Source organism: Alicyclobacillus macrosporangiidus CPP55 (assembly GCF_000702485.1).
In the GTDB taxonomy this organism is placed as follows: domain Bacteria; phylum Bacillota; class Bacilli; order Alicyclobacillales; family Alicyclobacillaceae; genus Alicyclobacillus_H; species Alicyclobacillus_H macrosporangiidus_B.
Genome location: NZ_JNIL01000001.1, coordinates 903,587 through 924,952, shown reverse-complemented (window position 1 = coordinate 924,952; position 21,366 = coordinate 903,587). Strand labels below are relative to the sequence as shown.

The following is a 21,366-nucleotide window of genomic DNA, read 5'->3' as shown; positions in this document are numbered from 1 at the left end:
CCGTACTCCCTTTAGGGAGGGATAGGGAATCCGAGGTGAATATCGACGCAAATTGGGTCAAATACGGAGAACTTGTGGGGGAAATTGCGGTCAGCAAGCAACCACGGCGGCGAATCGGTCATAATCGGCCATAATCGGTTCTGGATGGGAAACCTATCGTCGGCCTTAAAGAACGTTTCGCCGAATTGAAAATCGCTCCATCCAGGTCCGTAATGCGGGACGAATGAGAGGGATACACGGTCTGTAACAGTGCGTGTGGCGAGATAGGGTTACCGAGGTCTAAGTGAGCATCCACCCTTATGTAGTGCGGGACGAACCCGCTTCGGAACGACAGTGCGTCAGCAGACTCTTGCTGCTTGCGATTTGGAATTGATTGGCGTAACGGCCAGGATTCGATGGTGCGCAAACGGATACATGTTTCGAATCTGCTGCGGTGTAAAAACCATCTGCAACAACTGAAACCACAGATCAGGTGTCCACGTCTTTTCGGTGACCGTCACCAGCACGGCCTCAACAACGTATTGTTCAGGGAGCTTGGTCAGAGCATATTTGCGGGATTTGGATTTCCCTAAACCCTTTTGATGCGAGTGGTTCCCGACCACTTCCAAAATTCCCGCATCCCGCAGTTCTTTGACCGAAGCGGCAAGGTAACCATGAGATAACTTTGTGAGCTGCTCCATGCGGCCTGTCCCGAAGAAAAAGTGTCCCCCTGTTATCCGTTGTTGATAAAGGGCTGCAAGGAGCAATCGCTGTGTCGCCAAGTTTGCTGTTTGCGAGCGGATCCAGTGCACATCGCTCGCTGTGAAGTCAACGGACATGTTTAGCCCGCCGCTGAATCGATATTTCCACACATAAGTTGCGATACGCTCAAGGTCTCGCAGGTGATGAAACCAAGATGTTCGGATATTCGCTCCGTGTTCTTGATACTGTTTCTGCGACCAGCGTACCAAAAGGTCGTAGAATTCTTCGTATGTCTCGGGCTTGAAGTGGTTAATAGCATACGCCGCCGCCCGCAGTGTCGTGTTGTGGCGGGTTCCTCTAGCCTCGATGCCGACCTTGAACGCTATTTCCGTGGCTTGTGCGGACCATGACTCGTCCAGATGCGTCTTTCGTTTCCTTGGCTTAGTGGCCTTGTCCTCAGGAACAAAATCGTCCATCAGCGTGCGCTCCATCGGACGAATGCGCAGATAGTAGCTATACGGATCCGCCACCGGGATGAGCGTGAGGGGGTCCACAAAGGTCGTAAATTTCTTCGCACCCCAATGAATCCCGAGAGGGAGTTTGATCGCCCGCTTCAAGGGTAAGCACTCCACCTTGACACCATCCATCGGTACATCCGGGTGATTTGTGACATAGGAATACAGGTTCTTCACCATGGTGTTCGGGATTAACGCATCGAAATACAGTTCGACGTGATATCCCTTGGACCCGCTTCCGACAACGTGAGGGGTCAGCTTGTGACGCATCAGTACTCGCACGATGGCTCGAGTAGTCCGCTTGGCTCGGGCTTCTGCATCTGACGGACGTTCTCCGTATTGGGGCACGGCGTCCACGTCAAAGACAATCACTTTCGTGCGCCAATTTCCCCTCGCTTTCACGCCGATCGTGAGCCTTCCGAGAAAGTGTTCCTTCAAACGATCGGTAGTCAGCAGGTTTGAGTGCCATTCCCACCCCGTTGACTCTTCGGTGATGGTGATCCACTCGGCTTTATTTTCCAGATGCTCCATCAAGGTCCACTCGGTGCGGTTCGGCGCATACAGCGAAAGAGTCTTTTGAATGATTGCGTTCAGCAAACTGGTTCCTCCGAAGAGACGGGTGTATATTTCGGAGAGTTTCTCTGGACGCTCAGTCCATGGGTCAATTTTGCGGTCCGGAAACATTTCCTGTTCCGCTGCAATCACGTCTTCCGATTTGCGCACTGGTTTCTTTCCCTGGTGAGCCAGAAGAAAGTCGGCGTGGGAGCGCAGATGGGCACCTGATATCCTGGCAAAGGTGCGGGTGCAAAGCGCACATCGAAACGACGTATCTTGGAGCCGTGGCAAAAGGTTGTCTCGAAACTCCTTGTCCGTCGGCAGTTCGTGGTACGTGGTCATGGCCTCGCCTCCCTTGTATGTGGTGAACGCATCATAAGGAAGGTTGTTGAGATAGCTCAAGTATTAGGGAGTGGGGAAGATAAAAGATTCTTTTTTTGTTTCTCTAGCGTGTACGACCGGTGGACGATGGGCGAGTGGCTGTCTGGTCATGGCCCGCTGGCCCAATAATGACGGGAAATCGAGGATCGTATCGTCACCTGAATATGAACTGGAAAAAGGTCGTAAAGGGAGTGGGGAAGATAACCTGAACTACCTCTCTTGTACAGAGCCCCTGAGGGAGGAGCAATCTTAGTTTTGGCACTGCAGATGCGGTAAGACGCTCACTGGCATTAAGTCCGCTACGCTAACCCTCTTTCATGCAGGTTTGCAGGCTTACGAATGGCAATTGGCAATGAAGTGCCTACAGCGTCTTCTGTTCCGCAGATATCATCAACGAGGCAGGCTGTACAATCATTGGCGGTTCATGTAACCATGCTGCTGTCGACAGCCGGCTCATCAATGGTGGCCTGCTTCCAAGAATGGCACCGATGCCTGAACAGACAGGAGAGCACAGGCATGACGGAAGAGTTGGATGATCCTTACCTCTGGTGTTGAAGGGCCGAGGAGCGTATGGGCTAAGCGACGGATGTAGAGGGACCCCGTATAGGTCCCTGGTTTGTCGACTCACTCCTCCTTCTCCATTTTCGCATCCAGTAGGACCGCCGCAATCTCCGTAACGTCGCACAGTCGCTCTTTCACATCCGAAATGTGTCCGGTGAGCAAGGCGAGTGAACCACATTTCTGTAGTAGCGGCAGTACCGCTTGCACCTCACGATGTGCGGAGTGAAGGTGCTCCACTACCTCACTGAGTGCCTGCAGATCCGCTTTTTGCATGTTCATCCCCTCCATCAAACCACCTGTTTGCGTGCACAGGATAGGAACTGTTAAGCAGAGTACGCAAGTCCGGTCGGGTGGAACGAGTTGGGGTCGGTGCTGTCTTGTGGTCACCGATTGTGTTCGCATGAGGGAGTGGGGGCGGAGACTCTGTTGATGGGCCCCGATACGGTGGAGGATTGGGAGCTGACCACAATCTCGGTCGAGACACCATTACCATGTCAGGAACAAACTACCACGATCCCATGGTACAATGGTGGTGAGTAAGCGAGTATAGTGATCCAATTTCATCGTCACAAGAGGAGTGGCAGATTGTGATACGGATGCGATTCCAGACCCCGACAAACCACTACTGCGAATCCATCGCACCCATTGACGAACAAATCTGTGAACTGATAGCTAAGCGCAAGGTGGTTTCGGGCAACAATCCCGGCTTTCCGAGGCTTGAGCTGATTTCGAAGTGGTGCGAACAACATGGCTTGAATGAGGACTTGATACGGAGTGTCTTTGCTACGTTATACAACGAGCGACTCTTCAAGGCCCGTGTCATCCCAACGAGGTTTCGTAAGTTTGTACCAATAATGAAGTCTGTCCAAACCGAAGGCGTCCTTTTTATGATTCCTTACATGCGGCAGTACGAGAATGCAAGCGTCGTGTGCGTTGAAATCGAAGTGGCGTCGAACGATGAGGATGTTCGAATCGAACCACACTTTGAACTCGAACTTTTCATTTCACCCGAATACGAATGCCGTCCAGATCGGGGACATGGACATGAAAGGGTGATTTGTCGGGAATTTCTGGTCGTCCCGCCGTTACCTGATGATGCAAGTCAACTTCAAATCCGGCTCGACATTAAACCATTTACGAATAGTACGCAAGTACAACCACGTACAGTCGCTCTAAAAGAAACGTCCATCACGGTGAAGTGAGCTTGTCAAACAGATACACCGGCCGCACCAGCCATGTGTCGGCAAATCTCAATACCCGACAGGTGCGACAGGGGGGTGATGAAACTGCGGGTTCCAGTATGGGTGACTCGGGCAATTCTACTGGCGTTGTGGAGCCTTGGCACATTCGAATTTGCCTCATTTTGGTTCACCACGACGAATACGCCTTCTTCAGCGATTCGGAGATATCTCATGCAGCACCACTGGGACCATTCGGATGCACCCATCCTATCGGACAGCGCTGCATCCGGAGGCGGATACTTTAAGGTGGTTGCATTAGAGCCCACCCAATACCAAGTGTTCTACACGTGGATGCAGGACGGGCGCTGGCACGCCGCAAATACAGGGTTTGCGTTCAACCCGAAGGAATCAACCTTGTCCATGAACTCGGGAGTACCGGGCGATCTGCAAGAGGCGGGGCAGGACGATTGGTTTTCTATGATTGCGGGCGTAAATCCCGCTACGGTTGCCGTATTGAGTTACGCTCAACGAGGTGCAGGCGTGCTTCCGTTCTCAATGGTCCAAATCGGGGGCCTGCCTGTTTGGGTGTGCCGTTATCCGACCCAAATCTCTATGCCAGCATATTTTGTCGGACTAGACAATCGTGGGAACGTTCTGTGGTCAACAAAGATGTGAGTTTCAGCTAACATGTTGGAGATATATTTCGTGCTGACTAGCCCGACAGCTCGCCATGGATGCCGGGTCGTATAAAGGCGTCCATTCCGGCAGTGCGAAGACTCCCACGATTAACTGACAGGGTTTCCGATGGGCTCCAAGTGATTGATGATCCCCTCCGGGAAGGCGAATTGTCCCTCGAAGTTCACCGTCAAGATCACATAGGTCTTATCTTTCTGGAAGTAGTACACTTTCGTTGTGGGGAACTCATCCCACTCGTAATAGTCAACTCCATTTGTGGTGGTTTTGTGGACCCATGGGACTGGTGAGAATCCTGCGACTGGTCCGATGGGATCTTCCGCAACCATGATCCCTGTACCTTGATGTTGCATTTGCCATTTCGCCGGTGAAAAGGTCGTTTCCCGAATGTCGATAGTCGCATTGTTTTGTGTAAACATATGGAAGGTCATGTTTCCGTCCGAATCAAATCCGTCAAGCTGTGGATTCGCTTCACCAAGTCCACCGGTTACGATGTAGACTTCATGATCGTGAGGAGTCGTGGCTACCCGGTATTGATCGATGGCCGCTCGTATGGCATTCATCGTCTTCTGATCGAAGTCGTCGTTCGGCAACACGTACGGCTTTGGAAGGCTGTACTTGGTTGTTGCCTGCTGATAAGCCCATACTCCAATCAATTGATAGGCCCAAACTCCAAGCAGGAACAGGGATAAAGTCCCAAAAAAGATCCCCCACTTTCGATGGATGAGCAATCCCTCCCTCGAACAGAATCCAAAACGTACATTCAATTTAGATAAATACTCCCCAGGGCAAAAAGTCAATCCCCTCGTTCTTGACGTAATATCCCTGCTCGACGGAGTAACCGGGGAGTGGGGCCGGCGGCTGAGCGTGAAAGTGGTTGCGAAGGTCCGGCGCACTGGGATAGGCCACATACGCTGATGGCAACGGATTGTGCAAAAGGGTCTCAAGGTCGGCCAAGATTTTTGCCCGCTGTTGGTATGCTCCGCTGTTTTTTTCGAGGGGGAAGTTCACAGCCCAAACAATGTCGTGCGGCAAATATCCGTGATTATACCAAACCGGATCTGTAATCCACGAATTCCAAGGGATGTTCGTCTTTCCCCGCATGACGTACTCGTTCCACAGCAATGCAAGACTGTCTGCTCCGGTTGTCACCACTTGCCGAAGTGCGTTCAGCATATCGTTCTCATCCTGTTTCTCAACGCTCTCCGGTTCCGGCCGGACAACCTGTATTTTGAAGGTTGTTGATGGGTTGGCGGGAAACAGTCCCAGCCACGATCCCGAGCCAATGTAGACCACTCCATTTTGTTCCGCAAAAGCTGGTGTCACACCCCAGGTGTCAACCGACGATGTCGATGGCGGAATGGAGTACACGAACGTCTGATGAGTATTGGTGTTGACGGCCACAATGCGGTCCCATGTCCGGTAACCCCAGACGAGTTCTGGCAACGGTGGATTCTCTGGACCTTTCATGGCCAACCAAACCCACGGACCGCTTTCACCCAGAATACGATTGTCATATGAGCCTGGGTCTCCGGGGGGCGGGTTGATCTCGGATGCATACCCCGGAATCGAAGGGGGGAGTGAGAAGGCGGCCTGGCCATCGTGAACGAGCGTGATCGTCACGGGACGATGCCCGTTCATTGGACCAAAATTGAGGCTCCACGGGCCGGAGTAGCCAACAGGTTGTTCTGCCGGATGGCTTTGCGAGGTAAACGCCCACGTGCTCAAATTAAGGGGAGCCGCAGCGTACACATCGTTCATCAAGCCGCCAGACTGCACCGTTTGCGCAGCGATCACTGTCAGAACTGAATCTTGTGGTTTCAGACCAACGATTTGTGAATTGCGGCCAAAAGCCGATGTGAGGTCTAAATAGCGCCAGCCGAAAGAAACGTCAGGTGTCGGTGATTGTGTGGCGTTCTGCGATGATGCCGCTCTATTTTGTGGTTCACCGGGCATAGCGGTATGTGTACCCGTGCTACACCCGGACAGGATGGAAATTAATGCCAATGCGCATAGACTAGCTGTTTCAACCTGCTTCATAATGGCCCTCCTGCACATGTCTCACATTGGATCAACCGGAGGATAGTCAGCCATCACGACTCAACATCAAGGATGCGTAAAGTTCCGTCGGGGAATTTGGCCACTTCAGCCGGGACACTGTGACCGTCAACCGGAATCAACCAAAGTCCATCTTCCTTCACGAAGATCACATGTTTGCTGTCTGACGTAAAGATGGGCGTTTGCACGCCTGTACCGGCGGCTTGGATGGTATCGAGTTTCTTCGTGTTGGTATTGTACACGTCAAGGACGAAGGAATTTTTCCAGTCGTGGAAACGCTGATCGGATCCCCACTGACTGCTGAGAGACGGTCCGGCGGCAAAGGCAATCAGCGATCCGTCTGTTGTCACGGTTGGGGATAGGCCAACCTGGTTTTGCACCTTCGGGATTTCTGTGATGTGACCATTCTGATAGAATCCAATCCACTTGTCCTTGAACACCTCTCGTCCCGTTCCCGTTTGTAGAACTGCGTTTCCTTCTCCATAGGGCAGTACAGTCTTCATGATGAGATTCGGATACAGCAACCCGGTCTCAGTGAGCGTGGTCGTGATCGTGTGGGTGTGGCCTTGTAAATCCATTTGGGACAACGTTGTTCCATCCGCAATCAGTGAAGCGGAGTGGAGGGGGTCAAGCCAGTAGAAGAATGATTGACTGTCGGCTGCCCAAGGACCAAGGCGGATGCCTTCGGAAGTATTCGACTGAAATAAATCCGTTATTTGACCGCTGACTAAATCACGCAGCTCAACAATGTCGAAGTCATCCGGAGGTGAATTGGGAGTGGCCCGAGTTGGAGTTGCATACAACAAAAGCGCCGCATATCGGCCATTCGGGCTGAAATGAACATCCCGCACCTGAGTATGCGTACCCGTCATGTCGCCAAACCTATGCGGTGTTTCATCTCCCGGTTCTATGGCGAGTAATTCACGTCCAACTCCGAAGACATAGACGTCTATGTTGGGGACCCATTCTCCCGTCAGAGGTGCCTGCGGTACTGAGATATGGTCCTTTTGTTTTCCATCACTGGACACGAGCCATAGTGAGTATTGAGGGGATTGACCACTAGTGGTCGTGACTACTGTCAGCCATTTGCCATCCGGTGAAAATTGGGCACGCAGCACGCTATCCATAATGGAGTACGTCATTGCATGAGCCGGGTCTTCCAGTCTGCCGATCACGGTATATAAATGACCAGCCGACACGGAATCTTTACTGTCAATGATTGCGATTCGAAACCCATCAGGGTGATGAACGACGGGACCAAGGACGAAGTTCTGTGTTCCAGCATCGGATTGCTGACTGATGTTTTGGGGCAACGGCACCTTGGTCCTCTCACAGCCAGTCAGCAAAAGGGCTGCGGCCACAGCGACCCAGTGCATTGTCTTCATCAGCGGATCCCCCTCCTCAGAATTAGACGCAGCACAGGGGGGGAGTTGTAACAGCCGCCCCTCACTGACAACGAATCGTTCCATCAGCCGTACATGGTTTCACACGATCGATGACGTATCCCGCAAGCACTACACCAGAGGAATGCCACATATTCCAAACATTCCAAGATTCATAGTATCATACGTGTGGGGCATGCAATTCTAAGCGACCGAGGGGGAAATTCCTGCTGTTCTTTGTCCCGGTGGGGGTTGTTTCGACCATCATTACAGCCTGTTCCCATGCAACCGAGGTCAAGGTAAACCAAATCAACGGCCCGAAACAGTCCTTTGGAGTGAATGTTTCTGTCGGCAATGTGGATGGAAACGCAGGCCCCCTGGACACCTTTACCACTTCGAAATCTACAGCATTACCGACACCTAGCCCGTGGCCCCAGGTAGATTGGATCCTGACAGACACCTTAATGACACAAGAGAAGTGGATGACCGAATACAATCAAACCTTGCCTATGAACCAAGGGGGCGTATGGAGAAAAGTTCATGTATACCAACTGGCACCTTCCTCCTAAATGGGCTCCATATCTATACAAGAACGAGCATTGGGTCAACCAACCTGGGCAACCGGTGAAACTCAAGAACCCAACGCTGTTCATCACCCTTCAGGGAACCGTTTTCTTGAAAACAGGTACTGCAGGGCGGGATTGGCCTCCACTGTCGGCTCTGGACATTCCGCCTGATGCACCATTGTTACGGAGTTTGTACCACTAAAGCCCGCAGTGAAGGCCGGGGTCATCCCCGTGTATCATGCGTTTCCACAGGTAAATACTGCAGAACCGGAGGTACTGCAGTGCTTGGGCTGACACAGGCCGAATATCGGAACTACATCGGATCCCCGAGCACGAAGTGATAGATGAAAAATGAGCGAAGTTGAGTCCGTTTAATTTTGGTGTAAAATCAGCCGAGCGGCTGGCTGAAATAATGTTACCGAGCGGGTGAGAACCCTAAGCATGTACGGGCAAGCAAGTGCCGTATTGAGACGTTCAGTCTTGTGCTGGTCGATGAACGCCAAAAAAACTGGAATTTGGTTGCTGTGAGCTCTCTCCCCGATGGCCGAATTCGAAGGGAGGCACACCGCCTTGAAACGTTCCCCTCTGCTGCCCCGTCCCCTCCGTTAGAAACAGGAGTGAGGGGATGAGTCCAATGAAACACCCTATCATGCTTGCCACGATGTCCATTGTTGCTTTAGCCTTACTCCTTTCGGGTTGCTCCACGGGCCCTAGCACCAAATCAAATTTGTCCATCACAAACACAACGTCGACTGAAACCACCGACAACAAAGACACGGGGAACGCATTACCGTCGCTACCTTTACCACTCAACGTGGTACAAGAGGGGAAGCTGTCCCTCGAATTTTCTCCAAAATCTCTCCAGGGTACATTCATCCCCCAGTCTTCACCGGATTTTTTGAACGACCAACAGGGATTCGTAGCCGTACCCAGTGGTTTGATGTATACGTCAGACGGTGGGAGAACATGGGGCACCATTCCGACTCCTGCAGGACAAATCGAGTACCTACACTTCACCTCTCCGGAGAGGGGGTGGATCATCACAAGCACGGGTTTCGTGACATCCGGGTCTCGTCAGACCTTTCACATCTATCGAACCACGGATGCTGGTGTCCATTGGCAGCAACAGTGGTCGGGAACGGATGATGATGGAGGAAACATATCTCGGATGTTCTCATTCGCAGATGAAGGTACTTTCGCAGTGGTTGCTGGCCGGTTGTTGAGATTGACCAACAATCAAGCATCATGGTCGAGCGTCAGCTTGCCCGTACAGGGCCCTGTCGTAGAGGCCGACTTTGTAAGGGCGAAACTGGGCTGGGTGGTTGTTCAGCAAACGGAGAAGCCGAAATCTCCGAATGATACTCCCATGACGACACTGGTTGTACTTCAGACAACAGACGGTGGGAGTGATTGGCACGTCCAGCTCCGGACAGCTCCGTTTTCGGGTGGCGGGACGATGATGCAATTTGGATCGACAACAAACGGACTTCTGTTATACAAAGACACGGCCGGGATGAAGACCGTTCTCTATCGAACCACAAATGGAGGACAGTCCTGGACCAAATCCATCCCCACAGCTCTCGAGGGAAGAATATTTGCCGGGCGTCCAGTATTTCAGAATGGTTCCGTGTGGATACCCATGAGTGCGGATGCAGCCCCTTTTCCAAGTTCTATCGTTGTCTCGACGGACATGGGCCAGAGTTGGCATCCGGTTGTACAGCGGGGCGAGTGGCGTAGCTTGGTTGTTAGCCAACGTTTTGGAAGCACAGCATATGTACTTACGGGCCTCAATCAAGGATACGCACTCTTGAAGACCACCGACGACGGAAAGACCTGGACGCAACTCTTGCCGTCTCTGAAGCCGAGCCGGAGCATTAGTTTTGTATCTCCTGCAGTCGGATTTGCGCTTGGCACAGAGGCGAATGCAAATTCCATCTTGAAAACCACCGATGGGGGAAAGACCTGGATAACTGTTGGGTCACTTCCGGAAGGAACCCAATCCTTCGACATCGTGTTTGTGAATGAAAACGTGGGCTATGTGACAGTGGCGCCAATGGAAACGACTAGTGAGGAAGGCAACACGATGGTGATGGAGACACAGGATGGAGGTAAAACGTGGTCACCTGCGTCTTTTGGAGCACTTCCGACAAGCATCTTGGATCGGATCAAACAACACGCAGACATCGTTGAACCGGTGTACTTTCTCCCTGCCTTCAAGTCGACTCCATCGCAGAATTGGGTGTTAGGAACTACCGGGTACCCAAAGCTGTACACGCTCATCTCAAGTGATCATGGTACGGTCATTGAGGGGACGTACGACGATCCACCTGGCATTGAGGGCTACTCATTCTTGAGTCCAGACGACGGCTGGATGTCTGTCTTTCGTACTCAGAAGTCAGGAAGCCCTGATGGTGAGAGTGTTATCCAGCAGCTAGACGCAAAACATGGCAATTGGGTAGCGAAATGGACGCTACCAACGGGGTGGGCCGTAGAGGGGGTGTATCGACTGACCGAGCAGGACGCTTGGCTGGTGGCGCAGAAGCCCCGGATCTCGATGAATCCGACATTCGCCATCCTCCGGACAACTGATGGAGGAAAGACATGGACAAGGTATCAACAACCGAGCGCACCAGAGATCACCCCGCCGCCGACAACGGCAGATTCAACGTTTCCGATTGACTTTGTAAACCCGAACGATGGATGGTTGCTCACGCAACAAGGGCTGTTGAAGACGACGGACGGTGGTGCATCTTGGACTCTCATTAAGTGAGAGGGGGGCAGTATCTAAGGGGTAGAAAACATCTAGCGGACCAGAGGAGGTTTGGACAATGAGGAAGTCTGTCCCATGGATCAGCATCGCACTTATAACGACATTCGTAACAGGGTGCTCTAATGCCAATACCAGCATAGAAGCTCAGTACGCTACGGGACCAGTTATCGAGTCCATCACTGCGGAACCAAATGGGGTACTGGTTACATCGGATCAGCCCGTTAATCATCTGGAACGGATTGTGGTCGATCCACATTTCCTCCCGGCGGAAGGGCACACCCCGGAAAGGTTCATTTTTACTCTGCATAATGTTGTACCTGGTCCCAGGCTCAGCGTGAACACCAAAGCGAGCATCGGGACGAATGAACTGACCATTCAGCGTCAGGAGAATGATCTTATGGTCACATACACTTCACCTGACAGGTTGGTGAATGAATTTCGGATTGGGACTGATAAGGGTAAATATCTTGGCATTGAGCTTGAAAATCATACATCTACACGAACACAGATAACGAAGCCACTATGTAACATCCCGGCGTGGTACTTTCACGACCTGTCCGTCGCAGCGCAAGCCAACATACCTATGACCGCAACAACATATGGGCCCACGTTGCCGCAAAAAGAATCAGGCTATATGTTGAACGCACCTAAGAACGGTATATCAGAGCAAATCGGTTTCAGTTCTTATTTTGGGCCCATTGAAATATCTGACCTCTTTCGGCAAAGCGACGGCGACCAGGTGTGCGACGCAATCATGAATATTCAATACGGACATGTCATGGAAGACAGTGGTGGCAAGCCGATTAGCGTGCCAGCCATCCTGGTATGGTTACCGAATGCGTGGGCATTGGGGTTTGCACAGAACCAGGTGATCATTGCTTCGATACACGGAGGTGCGGAGGTATATACGGTTTACTCTGTACCGGGCATTGAGATTCACACCCAAAAGGCAAGTCATTGATCACGGAACAGATAATTGCTGCAATCACATGATAGGCTGGGCTTCTTGCGCATAAGAAAACGTGGACAGTGGCACTTAGTCCCGTTTGAAGGGGTGAATCCAGCAGCTAAGAAACAGGGAATAAACCGTAGGATTTCGTGAAATGTCCGGCACAACGACGGAAAAGGGGAAAGACAATGTATATCAGGGTCTTCTGTTTTGTCATGCTTTGGGTGTTGACGATATTGTTGGTTCTCTTCTCGATCGTGAGTTGGGCAAGTCTTGTGGTTCGGGTCCAGACCTTGCTGTCTCTGATGATCGCAATTGGAATCACGTTCCAGAGAAGGTATCAGCGCTCATCCTTGTGGCTACTGGCGTGTATCGTTGGGATCCTCGTTGCTTTGAGTTCGGTCTATCCGCTGGCAACGATGAAAGGCAGATTTGTAACATCGCAATCACCAGTGGCGAACAACACGACTCCTTAGAAGTGATGTGTATCAGCCTTTGTCTGGACAGTCGTCTGTCTCGTGTGCTGGGAAGAATTGAATGGCTCGGATAGACTAAGAGTCAAATCATGTTATGATGGTTTCAGAACGGGGGACGTCTAATGGATGAGCAGATGTTACGACATGTTCTGGCCGAAATGTTACAGCCTATCGAACAGAGGTTAGACCGTATTGAGGCATCGGTGAAGGAAAGGCTAGATCACCTAGAGATCTCGCTACGCAATATCCAGAGTCGATCACACACGGTAGAGCATCGCATAATGGACATTGGTGATAGCGTTCGACTGGCTGTGCGGCAAATCTCTGCCGAAATGGGTGAATTGACGCACGATCTAAGTAGAGTGGAGGAGAAAATTGGCATCCAGTAAGTATACGGGATTCTGGAGATCTCAGATGGGGTCTCCTTATTGTGTACTTAGCAGCGACAACAAATTCGTCTACAAGACATCCGATCCCCTCCCCGTATAAAATTGCCTGAGTATCGACAAGATGTTTTCGTCACATCATGATTTCCGTCGCCAGGTACAAGGGCGCAATGGGAAGACTTGAGTTACGGTGAGTCTTTGCGCCTTAGGGATTTCAATTCTTCCGCATGCTGCGGAAAATGTCTCGCTGCAATTGCAAAAACATCTGCCTCAGGATTTGATGCCACCTCATGAACAATGGCACAAAATTTCTCGTACACGCCTCTGTTTGTCGACCGTGCCTCCAGCATGATTCGGAGGAATTCCACTGCTTCTGGTTTTTGAATTCGCCCGGCGGCCGCCAAGTCGTCGGATAAACCGACGAGAAAATCGGTCGTTACACCGTAAAAGACGGCCAGTTCCATAAGGGCAGTTGCTGGAATGTCGAACTCGCTCGATTCAAGTTTTCGGTAAAGCTGCTCTGAGATGCCGAGAAAGTGTGCAACATCACTCTCCTTGAGATGGCGAATCTCCCGCAATTGCTTCATACGCTCCGCCTGAACAGTATTGCGTTTCCGAGAGGTCTCGTTTGATGCCGACTGCCTATGCGACCTTATCATGGGTCATACCCCCAAATGATTTCATCGTGGACGTTCACAGAGCCTCAACCTTGACAACTCTGTCCATCGGAACCGGCCATAACTCATTGCCTCGTCGAAGACAGAGTTTCCCATTCCTGATAATTGGTGTTCCACGCCATACATCGTCGTCGTAAGGATCAAAGAGCGTGACCTCCACCGGACGCTGCTCCTCTAAGCACTCCGATAACACGAACTGTATCTCGTTGTACTGGTCTTCCGTCAGCATGGGTGCTACCCGTTTTCGCAAATCCCTTTCCGAGCGTTCCATCAAATCACGGTGCTCCGGCAACACGAGGCGCATTGCCTCAAAGATGTTCCCCTCTGTGATGTTCAAGGCCGTGCCTCCTTACATGTAATGACCGCCAATCTTCTTGCTTCGGTCGAGAAACTGGCCGGCCGGCAAGAGGCTGGCCGCCCGCATAATGCTGGTTTCGCCGAACTTCGTCCGGATTTCATCGTAGACTTCGGACAGTCGGTGGCGCCTTGTTCGGTCCTCGAAGAGCGAAAGTTGTATGGCGTCTGAACCTGTCTCAAGCATGTCCAGGGATACACTGACCGCCCTAACACCAGACTTGTCCCACCAACGATCCAAGAGATCAAGCAGGTGTGGATACAAATCGGAAGCTTGGTCGGTGAAGTCAGGCAGCGTCTTTGCCCGGTAAACACCGCCCTGAAATCCAGCGTAGGTCAGCGAAAGGCCGACACGCCGGCCCTTTTGGTTCGCCGCCCGTACCCGACGGCAAACTTCATCAAGCAGTTCGAGGATGACAACAGCGATCTCGCTGCGTTCATAGAAATCTCGAGGCAGCGTGGTTCGGTGGCTGAAGCTTTTGTGGGCGGCGCTGTATGAACTCGGGTTGATCTCCGATACATCTTGTCCGTGACTCCTGTGTTTGTCAAGCGAAAAGTTGACCACTTTGCTAATCGAAAAGTTGACCACCCCTGGCGTAGCGATTCTGGTGCCTGGCGGAGGTCTGACATTCCCGTCACAGCTCGGCTGCCGCTCGTCTTTGGCTCTCTCGGAACCTGTAGGATTCGCCTTCAAACAGCAGGATGTGGGAGTGGTGGGTCAGTCGGTCGAGGAGGGCTGTCGTCAGCGTCGCGTCGTGGAACACGTCCGTCCATTTCGCGAACTCCAGGTTCGTCGTGATGAGGATGCTGCCCTTCTCGTACCGCTCCGCACAGAATTGGAACAGTAGTGGCCCACCTTGAGTTAAGGATACATACCCTAACTCGTCCAAGCAGACCAGGTCGTACTTGTCCCACGTCCGAAGGTATCTGGGCAGTCGGTACTCTGACTCTGCCTGTAAGAGCTCCTGGACCAGCTGCATGACGGTGATGAACCGCACTCTGTAGCCCGCTGAGATGGCGGCCAGCCCGATGGCTATCGCGATGTGTGTTTTGCCCGTTCCACTGGCCCCCATACATATCACGTTTTCCTTCGCTCGAATGAAGTCTCCCCCCGCTAGGTGTACAATCCGCTGCTTCTGCAGCGCCGGAATCGCGGCGAAATCGAACTCCTGCAGGGTCTTGTGGGCAGGGAACCGTGCCTGCCCCGTGTACGTCTGCAGCCGACTGGCTTTCCGTGACTCCATCTCCTCGGCGAGGCAGGCGGCAAGGTACTGGACGGGGGAGTGGTTCTGCACCCCCGCCTCCCTCGCCAGCGCCGCGTAAGCCTTGCGCAAACCCGGCATCTTCAACTCCTTGCAGTAGATCTCCACCATGGCTGCGTGTACATCGTCAGACATCAGTGAACCACCCCCTTCGTCAGTGCGTCGTATCTGGACGGATTGGGCTGCGCGAGGCGATACATTTGCAGACTGCCTGGCACGGTTCCCGCAGATTCCGGTGAGGTGTGAAGAAGATGCCGCTTGATCTGGTCAGCTGTGACGACATCCGGCCCGATTTCCTCAATGGCCTGCAGAATGTCCTTCGCCGGCCAGACTTGGTGCAGCATGAGGATGGCTACGAAGTCCTTGTATCCATCCGGTCTGCTGTTCGCCATCCGGACCCGGATGCGTTGGTACACCTCTGGTAACTGCCGGACGACCGCCGCGTGCGTGGCGGCATGTGGTTTGTAAGCCAAAACCGGCAGATAGTGTCCGAGGTCCATGATGGTCTGCTGACGCTCGTGGCTCCTGGGGTGGCTGGCCACCACCCGTTCCCTGTCGAGCACCTCAATCCGCTCGGCATACACCCTCAGCAGCAGCGTCTTGCCCACGTACATGCTGGGGACGGAGTAGCGGTTGTGGTCAAAGCTGACGAGACACAGCTTGTTCACCGTGACGGGCCGTGTGGTGGCGCAACGGTGAGGGCGCTCCGGCAGCGCACGCAGCCCCGCCCGCTCTTGCTCCCAAGCGGACCACCGTTTGCCACGCTCTTTCTCGCACCACTGAAGAATCAGGTCGTTCAGGGCATCCAGGTCGGCTACGTCAGGAACGGGAACACACGTATGACGGCGGACGTAACCCACGCCGTTTTCTACGCTGCCTTTTTCGTGTGGTTCACCGGGGCGGCAGAATTCGCTGTCGAACAGGTAGTGAGCACGCAGGTTGGACAGCAGCACGTGCTCCTCGCGGGCGGGGCCAACCAGGATCTTGGTGACCGCGGTCTTGGGGTTGTCGTAGCGAACACTGCGCGGCACGCCGCCGAACCATTCGAACGCGCGGCGGTGACCCTCAAGGAACGCTTCGATCTTCTCCGTAGAGAAGGCACAGGCAAAGATGACGCCGCTGTACCGCAACCGCATGACGAACAGGCTGATCTCCGTCTTCTTGCCGTTTATCTTCACAACGACTCGCCCAAAGTCGGCCTGTGCCAGCTCACCGGCGTCAGAAGTCAGCGGGATATACACCTCCTGCCTGCGTTTCCTCAGCCTGCTTACCCAGTACCGGACGGTGGATTCAGCCGCGGTGAACTCCTTGCCGTACTCCTCCTGCAGCCGATCGTAAATTCTTGAGGACACATACCGCTGTTTCTTGGGGGCTCCCGCCTTCTCCTCCTCCTTAAGCCAGGACTCGATGACGGGGATCCATCGTTCCATCGCTGGGCGGGAGCGGGGTTTGGTCAATCGATACTTGGGGATATCAGCGTCGGCCAGTATCTTGCGTACTGTTTGTCGCGACACTTGGCATTGCCGGCTGATTTTACGTATCGACCACCCGTCCACATAGTACCGCTTTCTGATATACTCCTTGTCGACCATCTCGAGCACATTCCTTTCCTCCTGCCCCCAGAGTTCGGACCAAACTCCAGGGTACAGGAAAGAGGTGCCGGGGTGGTCAACTTTTTGGTTGTCAATGTACCCCCACGTGGTCAACTTTTACGTTATCAAACACAACTCCAGCGATGGATGATCGTCCCCCAGACCCCGAAACGCTGCCGGAGCTTCCACTCTGGGATTTGAGCGACATCCCCGATCGTGTTTGCGCCAAACTCGTCGTGCAGAACCTCGGCCCGACGTTTGAGGCCCCACATGTCGTACACGCTGAGTGGGTGCAGCTTTGTTTCGATGTCGTTCTCTGTCCACCACACTATCCCATCCGGATGCGTCTTGGCTTGCTTATTGGCCATCTTCGCCATCCATTTGTTGTCTGCGAGGCCGATTCGGCACCGGATGCGAAAGAGGTCCCAGATCGTTTCTTTGAGCCGTCTCGCAGCCGCCACCGGATCCGGGAACAGAGCGGATGGGTAGGGGAAAGCAAAGAACGCTTCGTCCACTGAAAACTGCTCGTGCAAAGGGAAATGCCACCTGATGACTTGCTGGATACGAACGCTGGTTTCCAAGTAGAACTTCATACGAGGACGTACAACATGCACCTTCGGAAGCAGGCGCAGGGCTTCTCCGAGCCGCATGGCAGTCGTGATACCGGCAGCCTTGGCGGGAGGTGTGGCGGCTAGAATGATCCCCGAACGCCTCTCGGGGTCCCCGGCCACCACGAGTGCGGGATCGGTCGAATCGTCGTACTCCCGCCTGTAAGGTGCAAATTCAGGCCGAGATGCCGCCTCGCACGAAGCGTAAAAACTTTGCATGTCGACCAGCCCATAGATGAGTTTCATCGGTTCTTTTCGCCCACCAGCTTGGACGTGAGAGCCGGCAGTTCTGCCTCGAGCATGGGTTTCATGTACAGGGCCTCATGCTCCCGGTTGTTCCATCGATACTGCACCCAGATGTCCAGCTCCCGATCTTTACGTTCGACGATTGCGATGCCTTGTTGGGCAAGCACATGACGGAGTGACCGCATGTGCCGGGATACCTCTGACTCGATGAGTTCGAGCTGGAGCATTCGTCTGATGAGGGCAGTTGGCCGCATAAGAAGACCTCCATGCACGAACATATGTTCGCATACGTTATTATAGGATGCTTAACATCGGAGATTCAACCTCACACTTTAACCATGCGGCCTCTAAGGCAGTACGTTCTCCTTTGCCAACTCAGCATTGCCGAATCTACTGGCGGTACGATGGATATCGAAACCCACGAGATCGTTCGGACCGGATAGAGGAAACCCTTGCAATGCGGCTGGGGGAGGAGATTTTACAGGGGTGAGACTTGGAAGCCGAACCGTATCATCTACCTGTTCTGTCGGCTGGACCCGGAGGCCTCGCACACATGAATACTCTTCAGAGCATCATAATGAGCCCACACCGCCCCGCCTGGAGTGGGTGAGCTCATGATGGAATCAGACATGAACCAACATTGTCCCCAGAATGCCCAAGCCGTAAGCCACCACGCCGACGATGACCCCGGCGAGCGTCATTTCGATCCCGCTCGCCCACCAGCTTCGGGCGGTCACCAGGCTCTTGGCGGCACCCACGGCGAAGTGGGCGGCGATACTGACGATGGCCGCTGCCACCATCGCCACGGTCCCGGTCATGAAAAAGAAGGGAACTAACGGCACCAGTCCGCCCACGAGCGTTGACAAACTGCCGATGACCGCAGACTTCCAGTGACTTCCCGCCGACTCGTCGTGAAACCCAAGCTCTTCCTGAGCCATGGTCTTGACAAACAGCTCGGTATCCTGAGCGATCCGCCGGGCCATTTGGAAGGACTCGGCTTCGTCAAACCCTTTTAGTTGATACATCAGGGCGAGCTCTTCAATTTCGTGTTCTGGATCCTCCAGGATCTCCCGCCGTTCATGTGCAATTTCGCTCTGTCGCAGTTCCGTCTCGGATTTGGTGGCGAGCCATGCACCTGCACCCATGGAGAGGGTGCTCGCCAAAGCGCCGAACAGGCCGCTGATGAGCACCGTGCTGCTGCTCGCCGTGTAACCTGCCACTCCTGCGATGATGCCAAAAATCGCTCCCAAACCGTCGTTGACCCCATAGATGGCGTCTCCGATCCAACCGGCGGTATGTGTCTTATGCCAACGCTCCCGTCCCAGGAGTCTTGCGAGGTTTTCTGAAACACTCGCCACGGTTGCCGGATATTGCATGGACATGTCGATACCCTCCTTGTACGTGTGGATGTGCAGGGCCGAAGTCCGGCCTCAACCATTGTTCGATGGGGAGTGGCGATTAGTCAACAAAAAATTCCATTTTTATGATGGGCGAAGGACTCCGCCATCGCTGCTGATCGAAACGGATTTTGATACCTTGTAAGAGATGGAGAAGGATCCATATCTGCAGGAGTTTGTCGGAGTTACGATTTGAGTACATCGGCTCGAACGGTTGCTGTATGGGAAGGGGTGGCCGTGTGGTTCGGGCGTACATACTGTTTGTGCTCGCTGGACTGGCGGAGATCGGCGGCGGATACCTGGTATGGCTGTGGCTGCGCAGCGGAAAACCCTTGTGGGTCGGACTTGCGGGAGGGGTCATCCTCTTTTTGTACGGTGTGATCGCCACCCGTCAGGAGTTCTCGTCGTTCGGCCGGGTGTATTGCCGCTTACGGCGGTGTGTTTATCGTGATGTCGCTGTTCTGGGGCTGGTGGATTGCAAAGGAGACGCCCCATCTTGCGGAGTGGATGGGGGCGGCGATATGCCTCGTCGGCGTGATCATCATACTGTGGGGGCCCGAAGTGAGTTCACAACCGATTCCGAGTCTGGTCGTGCGTATGGCAGGATTCGTTTGCCTTGACGGAACAACATATTTAGTTATGTATGAATCGTGCGTGAGGGGTTGTGCGATGGAACATGCGAATGACCACCAGCACCGGCCGACGGGCCCGTCCGGCTCGCCGTGGGCACCGTTCGGGATACCGTTTGCAGCGCTGCTCTGCTACGGGCTGCCGGTGCTGCTCACGGCGTTTGGTCTGACGGCGGCTGGGGCAATTTTGACGGCGAACCGGTATTTCATTCTGGGCGGCATGGTCGTCTTGATGGGCGTCGTGATGTTCATCGGATCGAGAAGGGGAAAGCATTGTGGCCACGGGTCCTGTTGTATGCCGAACACGAACCAGACCCGGCAGACACCGCAGGATGAGCGCTGAGGAGGAACGCACACATGGCACAGTTCAAGCTTCAGCCCGAAACAGCGGTGCAGACCGAAATCTATGCGAAGTTTTTTCACGGGCTGTCCAATCCCACACGGCTTCGCATCGTGGAGATTTTGCTGGACGGCGAAAAGAACGTCAGCCAGTTGGTGAAGGCCACCGGCGCCACGCAGAGCCAGGTATCCAACCAGTTGGCTTGCCTCAAGTGGTGCGGGTACGTCACCTCTCGCCAGGAAGGTAAGTACGTGCTGTACCGGATCTCGGACGAGCGTGTGCGGACTATCCTCCAGTTGGCGAAAGCGATTGTGGCGGACAACGCCGAGCATATCCGCTGCTGTACCCGGATGTAAGAATGCCCCCTTTCGGCGGGAGGTGGTCGCACCGACAGCGGCACAGTTGCAGAAGGTGTTGGCATGAACGGGGATCTCGCCGTCGTACTCGCTGCCGGCATGATGGCCACCGTCAACCCGTGCGGCGTGGCCATGCTCCCTTCGTACATCGTGCATCTGATTGCGGGCCGTGAGCGCCGTGCGTGGGATGGACTGTGGGCGGGGCTGCTGATGACCGCCGGGTTTCTCACCGTGTTCCTACTGGCAGGAATGGTGTCGGTGATGTTCTCCGAGGTTTTGGGGAAAGCCGTGGCGTGGATTGCGGAGAGCATTGGTGCCCTCTTCGTCGTATTGGGCACACTCATGATGTTTGGCAAGGGCGGACTGGCGTTCCACATTGGCGGTGACTGGAACCTCAAGCCAGGCACGTCATGGTCTGTGTTTCTGTATGGGATTGCGTATGCGCTCGGGTCGCTTGGTTGTACGTCGCCGCTCTTTTCCGTACTGGTCCTCTCCTCGTTTCACAGCGAGGGACTGGCCGGAGGCCTAACCGATCTCATTTTGTACGGTTTGGGCATGGACTTTGTGGTGACGGTCATTTCCCTGGCGTCCACCATCTCGCAGCAGTTGGTCGGCAAGTGGGTGCGGGCCGGGGCTCGCTGGATGGGACGTTTGAGCGGGTTTATCACCTTGGCCACGGGTGTTTAACCTGGTGATCTACTGGTGTGGCCTTACGTTCATCCGGGACAAGGCGTGTGCCAGAAAACGAGGT

Annotated in this window: 21 protein-coding genes and 1 pseudogene; 9 read left to right on the top strand and 13 right to left on the bottom strand. The window is 53.8% G+C overall.

All coding sequences use genetic code 11. The annotated features are described in order from the left end of the window. Positions 1-338 precede the first annotated feature (338 nt). Entirely contained in the window at positions 339-2,093 is a 1,755-nt protein-coding gene (locus N687_RS0104900; RefSeq protein WP_029420790.1) for a hypothetical protein, read from the bottom strand. A 663-nt stretch (positions 2,094-2,756) separates the two neighbouring features. Next, the gene (locus N687_RS0104895; protein WP_156040039.1) at positions 2,757-2,966 is read right to left on the bottom strand and encodes a hypothetical protein; all 210 of its coding nucleotides are present in this window, start codon (positions 2,964-2,966) and stop codon (positions 2,757-2,759) included. Positions 2,967-3,280: 314 nt separating this feature from the next. Between N687_RS0104895 and N687_RS0104890 the strand changes: the two genes are divergently transcribed. After that, positions 3,281-3,895, top strand: a complete 615-nt coding sequence (locus tag N687_RS0104890; protein WP_035462063.1) for a hypothetical protein — start codon at positions 3,281-3,283, stop codon at positions 3,893-3,895. A gap of 78 nt (positions 3,896-3,973) precedes the next feature. After that, positions 3,974-4,549 (top strand): hypothetical protein, encoded by a 576-nt coding sequence (locus N687_RS20710; protein ID WP_156040038.1) that lies wholly within the window; start codon positions 3,974-3,976, stop codon positions 4,547-4,549. A 110-nt stretch (positions 4,550-4,659) separates the two neighbouring features. On the opposite strand, the gene N687_RS0104880 is transcribed toward N687_RS20710, so the two are convergent. Genes N687_RS0104880 through N687_RS0104870 form a run of 3 tightly spaced genes read right to left on the bottom strand, consistent with a single transcriptional unit; the run spans position 4,660 to position 8,010 of the window. Beyond that, a complete protein-coding gene (locus tag N687_RS0104880) occupies positions 4,660-5,298 on the bottom strand; it encodes a hypothetical protein (RefSeq protein WP_029420786.1) in 639 nt (212 codons plus the stop codon). Between the two features lie 37 nt (positions 5,299-5,335). After that, complete coding sequence (locus N687_RS23715; RefSeq protein ID WP_156040037.1) at positions 5,336-6,607, bottom strand: hypothetical protein; 1,272 nt, start codon at positions 6,605-6,607, stop codon at positions 5,336-5,338. 53 nt (positions 6,608-6,660) lie between these two features. Further along, complete coding sequence (locus N687_RS0104870; RefSeq protein WP_029420784.1) at positions 6,661-8,010, bottom strand: hypothetical protein; 1,350 nt, start codon at positions 8,008-8,010, stop codon at positions 6,661-6,663. A 1,188-nt stretch (positions 8,011-9,198) separates the two neighbouring features. On the opposite strand from N687_RS0104870, the gene N687_RS23710 reads away from it, so the two are divergent. The 3 genes from N687_RS23710 (at position 9,199) to N687_RS0104855 (ending at position 12,842) form a co-directional block, all read left to right on the top strand. After that, positions 9,199-11,343 carry a hypothetical protein gene (locus N687_RS23710; protein ID WP_156040036.1) on the top strand — a complete coding sequence of 715 codons (2,145 nt, stop codon included), beginning with the start codon at positions 9,199-9,201 and terminating at the stop codon, positions 11,341-11,343. Between the two features lie 58 nt (positions 11,344-11,401). Then, positions 11,402-12,304: a hypothetical protein gene (locus N687_RS0104860; protein WP_029420782.1), complete on the top strand. Its 903-nt coding sequence runs from the start codon at positions 11,402-11,404 to the stop codon at positions 12,302-12,304. Positions 12,305-12,446: 142 nt separating this feature from the next. Beyond that, a complete protein-coding gene (locus tag N687_RS0104855) occupies positions 12,447-12,842 on the top strand; it encodes a hypothetical protein (RefSeq protein WP_156040035.1) in 396 nt (131 codons plus the stop codon). 497 nt (positions 12,843-13,339) lie between these two features. Here N687_RS0104855 and N687_RS21965 read toward each other — a convergent pair whose 3' ends face one another. The 8 genes from N687_RS21965 to N687_RS0104810 form a co-directional block, all read right to left on the bottom strand. Further along, entirely contained in the window at positions 13,340-13,741 is a 402-nt protein-coding gene (locus tag N687_RS21965; RefSeq protein ID WP_197029205.1) for a helix-turn-helix domain-containing protein, read from the bottom strand. Positions 13,742-13,847: 106 nt separating this feature from the next. Continuing rightward, positions 13,848-14,168 (bottom strand): YolD-like family protein, encoded by a 321-nt coding sequence (locus N687_RS0104840; protein ID WP_029420778.1) that lies wholly within the window; start codon positions 14,166-14,168, stop codon positions 13,848-13,850. A 12-nt stretch (positions 14,169-14,180) separates the two neighbouring features. Continuing rightward, positions 14,181-14,774: a hypothetical protein gene (locus N687_RS0104835; RefSeq protein WP_231493401.1), complete on the bottom strand. Its 594-nt coding sequence runs from the start codon at positions 14,772-14,774 to the stop codon at positions 14,181-14,183. A gap of 46 nt (positions 14,775-14,820) precedes the next feature. Then, a complete protein-coding gene (gene istB / locus N687_RS0104830; protein WP_029420176.1) occupies positions 14,821-15,582 on the bottom strand; it encodes an IS21-like element helper ATPase IstB in 762 nt (253 codons plus the stop codon). Continuing rightward, positions 15,582-17,039: an IS21 family transposase gene (istA, locus tag N687_RS0104825; protein WP_231493564.1), complete on the bottom strand. Its 1,458-nt coding sequence runs from the start codon at positions 17,037-17,039 to the stop codon at positions 15,582-15,584. The genes istB and istA overlap by 1 nt, the downstream gene beginning before the upstream one ends. A 125-nt stretch (positions 17,040-17,164) precedes the next feature. Then, entirely contained in the window at positions 17,165-17,893 is a 729-nt protein-coding gene (locus N687_RS0104820) for a hypothetical protein (protein WP_051662949.1), read from the bottom strand. After that, complete coding sequence (locus tag N687_RS0104815) at positions 17,890-18,147, bottom strand: hypothetical protein (RefSeq protein ID WP_029420775.1); 258 nt, start codon at positions 18,145-18,147, stop codon at positions 17,890-17,892. Before N687_RS0104815 ends, N687_RS0104820 begins: the two co-directional genes overlap by 4 nt. A 369-nt stretch (positions 18,148-18,516) precedes the next feature. After that, the gene (locus N687_RS0104810; protein WP_231493400.1) at positions 18,517-19,275 is read right to left on the bottom strand and encodes a VIT1/CCC1 transporter family protein; all 759 of its coding nucleotides are present in this window, start codon (positions 19,273-19,275) and stop codon (positions 18,517-18,519) included. A gap of 236 nt (positions 19,276-19,511) precedes the next feature. Between N687_RS0104810 and N687_RS24640 the strand changes: the two are divergent. The 4 genes and pseudogenes from N687_RS24640 to N687_RS0104795 all read left to right on the top strand — a co-directional run. Further along, positions 19,512-19,848, top strand: a pseudogene (locus N687_RS24640) (YnfA family protein); the annotation flags it as partial. Between the two features lie 111 nt (positions 19,849-19,959). Next, positions 19,960-20,262 (top strand): hypothetical protein, encoded by a 303-nt coding sequence (locus N687_RS24635; RefSeq protein WP_035462059.1) that lies wholly within the window; start codon positions 19,960-19,962, stop codon positions 20,260-20,262. A gap of 14 nt (positions 20,263-20,276) precedes the next feature. After that, positions 20,277-20,615, top strand: a complete 339-nt coding sequence (locus N687_RS0104800; RefSeq protein ID WP_029420773.1) for an ArsR/SmtB family transcription factor — start codon at positions 20,277-20,279, stop codon at positions 20,613-20,615. Positions 20,616-20,678: 63 nt separating this feature from the next. Next, the gene (locus N687_RS0104795; RefSeq protein ID WP_051662948.1) at positions 20,679-21,302 is read left to right on the top strand and encodes a cytochrome c biogenesis CcdA family protein; all 624 of its coding nucleotides are present in this window, start codon (positions 20,679-20,681) and stop codon (positions 21,300-21,302) included. Positions 21,303-21,366: the final 64 nt, after the last annotated feature.

Coding starts and splice junctions, on each gene's coding strand:
- N687_RS0104795 (WP_051662948.1), top strand. CDS start 20,679: ATGAACGGGGATCTCGCCGTCGTACTCGCTGCCGGCATGATGGCCACC.
- N687_RS21965 (WP_197029205.1), bottom strand. CDS start 13,741: ATGAAGCAATTGCGGGAGATTCGCCATCTCAAGGAGAGTGATGTTGCA.
- N687_RS0104800 (WP_029420773.1), top strand. CDS start 20,277: ATGGCACAGTTCAAGCTTCAGCCCGAAACAGCGGTGCAGACCGAAATC.
- N687_RS23715 (WP_156040037.1), bottom strand. CDS start 6,607: ATGAAGCAGGTTGAAACAGCTAGTCTATGCGCATTGGCATTAATTTCC.
- istB (WP_029420176.1), bottom strand. CDS start 15,582: ATGTCTGACGATGTACACGCAGCCATGGTGGAGATCTACTGCAAGGAG.
- N687_RS0104855 (WP_156040035.1), top strand. CDS start 12,447: ATGTCCGGCACAACGACGGAAAAGGGGAAAGACAATGTATATCAGGGT.
- N687_RS23710 (WP_156040036.1), top strand. CDS start 9,199: ATGAGTCCAATGAAACACCCTATCATGCTTGCCACGATGTCCATTGTT.
- N687_RS0104815 (WP_029420775.1), bottom strand. CDS start 18,147: ATGCGGCCAACTGCCCTCATCAGACGAATGCTCCAGCTCGAACTCATC.
- N687_RS0104810 (WP_231493400.1), bottom strand. CDS start 19,275: ATGTCCATGCAATATCCGGCAACCGTGGCGAGTGTTTCAGAAAACCTC.
- N687_RS0104860 (WP_029420782.1), top strand. CDS start 11,402: ATGAGGAAGTCTGTCCCATGGATCAGCATCGCACTTATAACGACATTC.
- N687_RS0104870 (WP_029420784.1), bottom strand. CDS start 8,010: ATGAAGACAATGCACTGGGTCGCTGTGGCCGCAGCCCTTTTGCTGACT.
- N687_RS0104820 (WP_051662949.1), bottom strand. CDS start 17,893: ATGAAACTCATCTATGGGCTGGTCGACATGCAAAGTTTTTACGCTTCG.
- istA (WP_231493564.1), bottom strand. CDS start 17,039: ATGGTCGACAAGGAGTATATCAGAAAGCGGTACTATGTGGACGGGTGG.
- N687_RS20710 (WP_156040038.1), top strand. CDS start 3,974: ATGAAACTGCGGGTTCCAGTATGGGTGACTCGGGCAATTCTACTGGCG.
- N687_RS24635 (WP_035462059.1), top strand. CDS start 19,960: ATGGAACATGCGAATGACCACCAGCACCGGCCGACGGGCCCGTCCGGC.
- N687_RS0104900 (WP_029420790.1), bottom strand. CDS start 2,093: ATGACCACGTACCACGAACTGCCGACGGACAAGGAGTTTCGAGACAAC.
- N687_RS0104895 (WP_156040039.1), bottom strand. CDS start 2,966: ATGCAAAAAGCGGATCTGCAGGCACTCAGTGAGGTAGTGGAGCACCTT.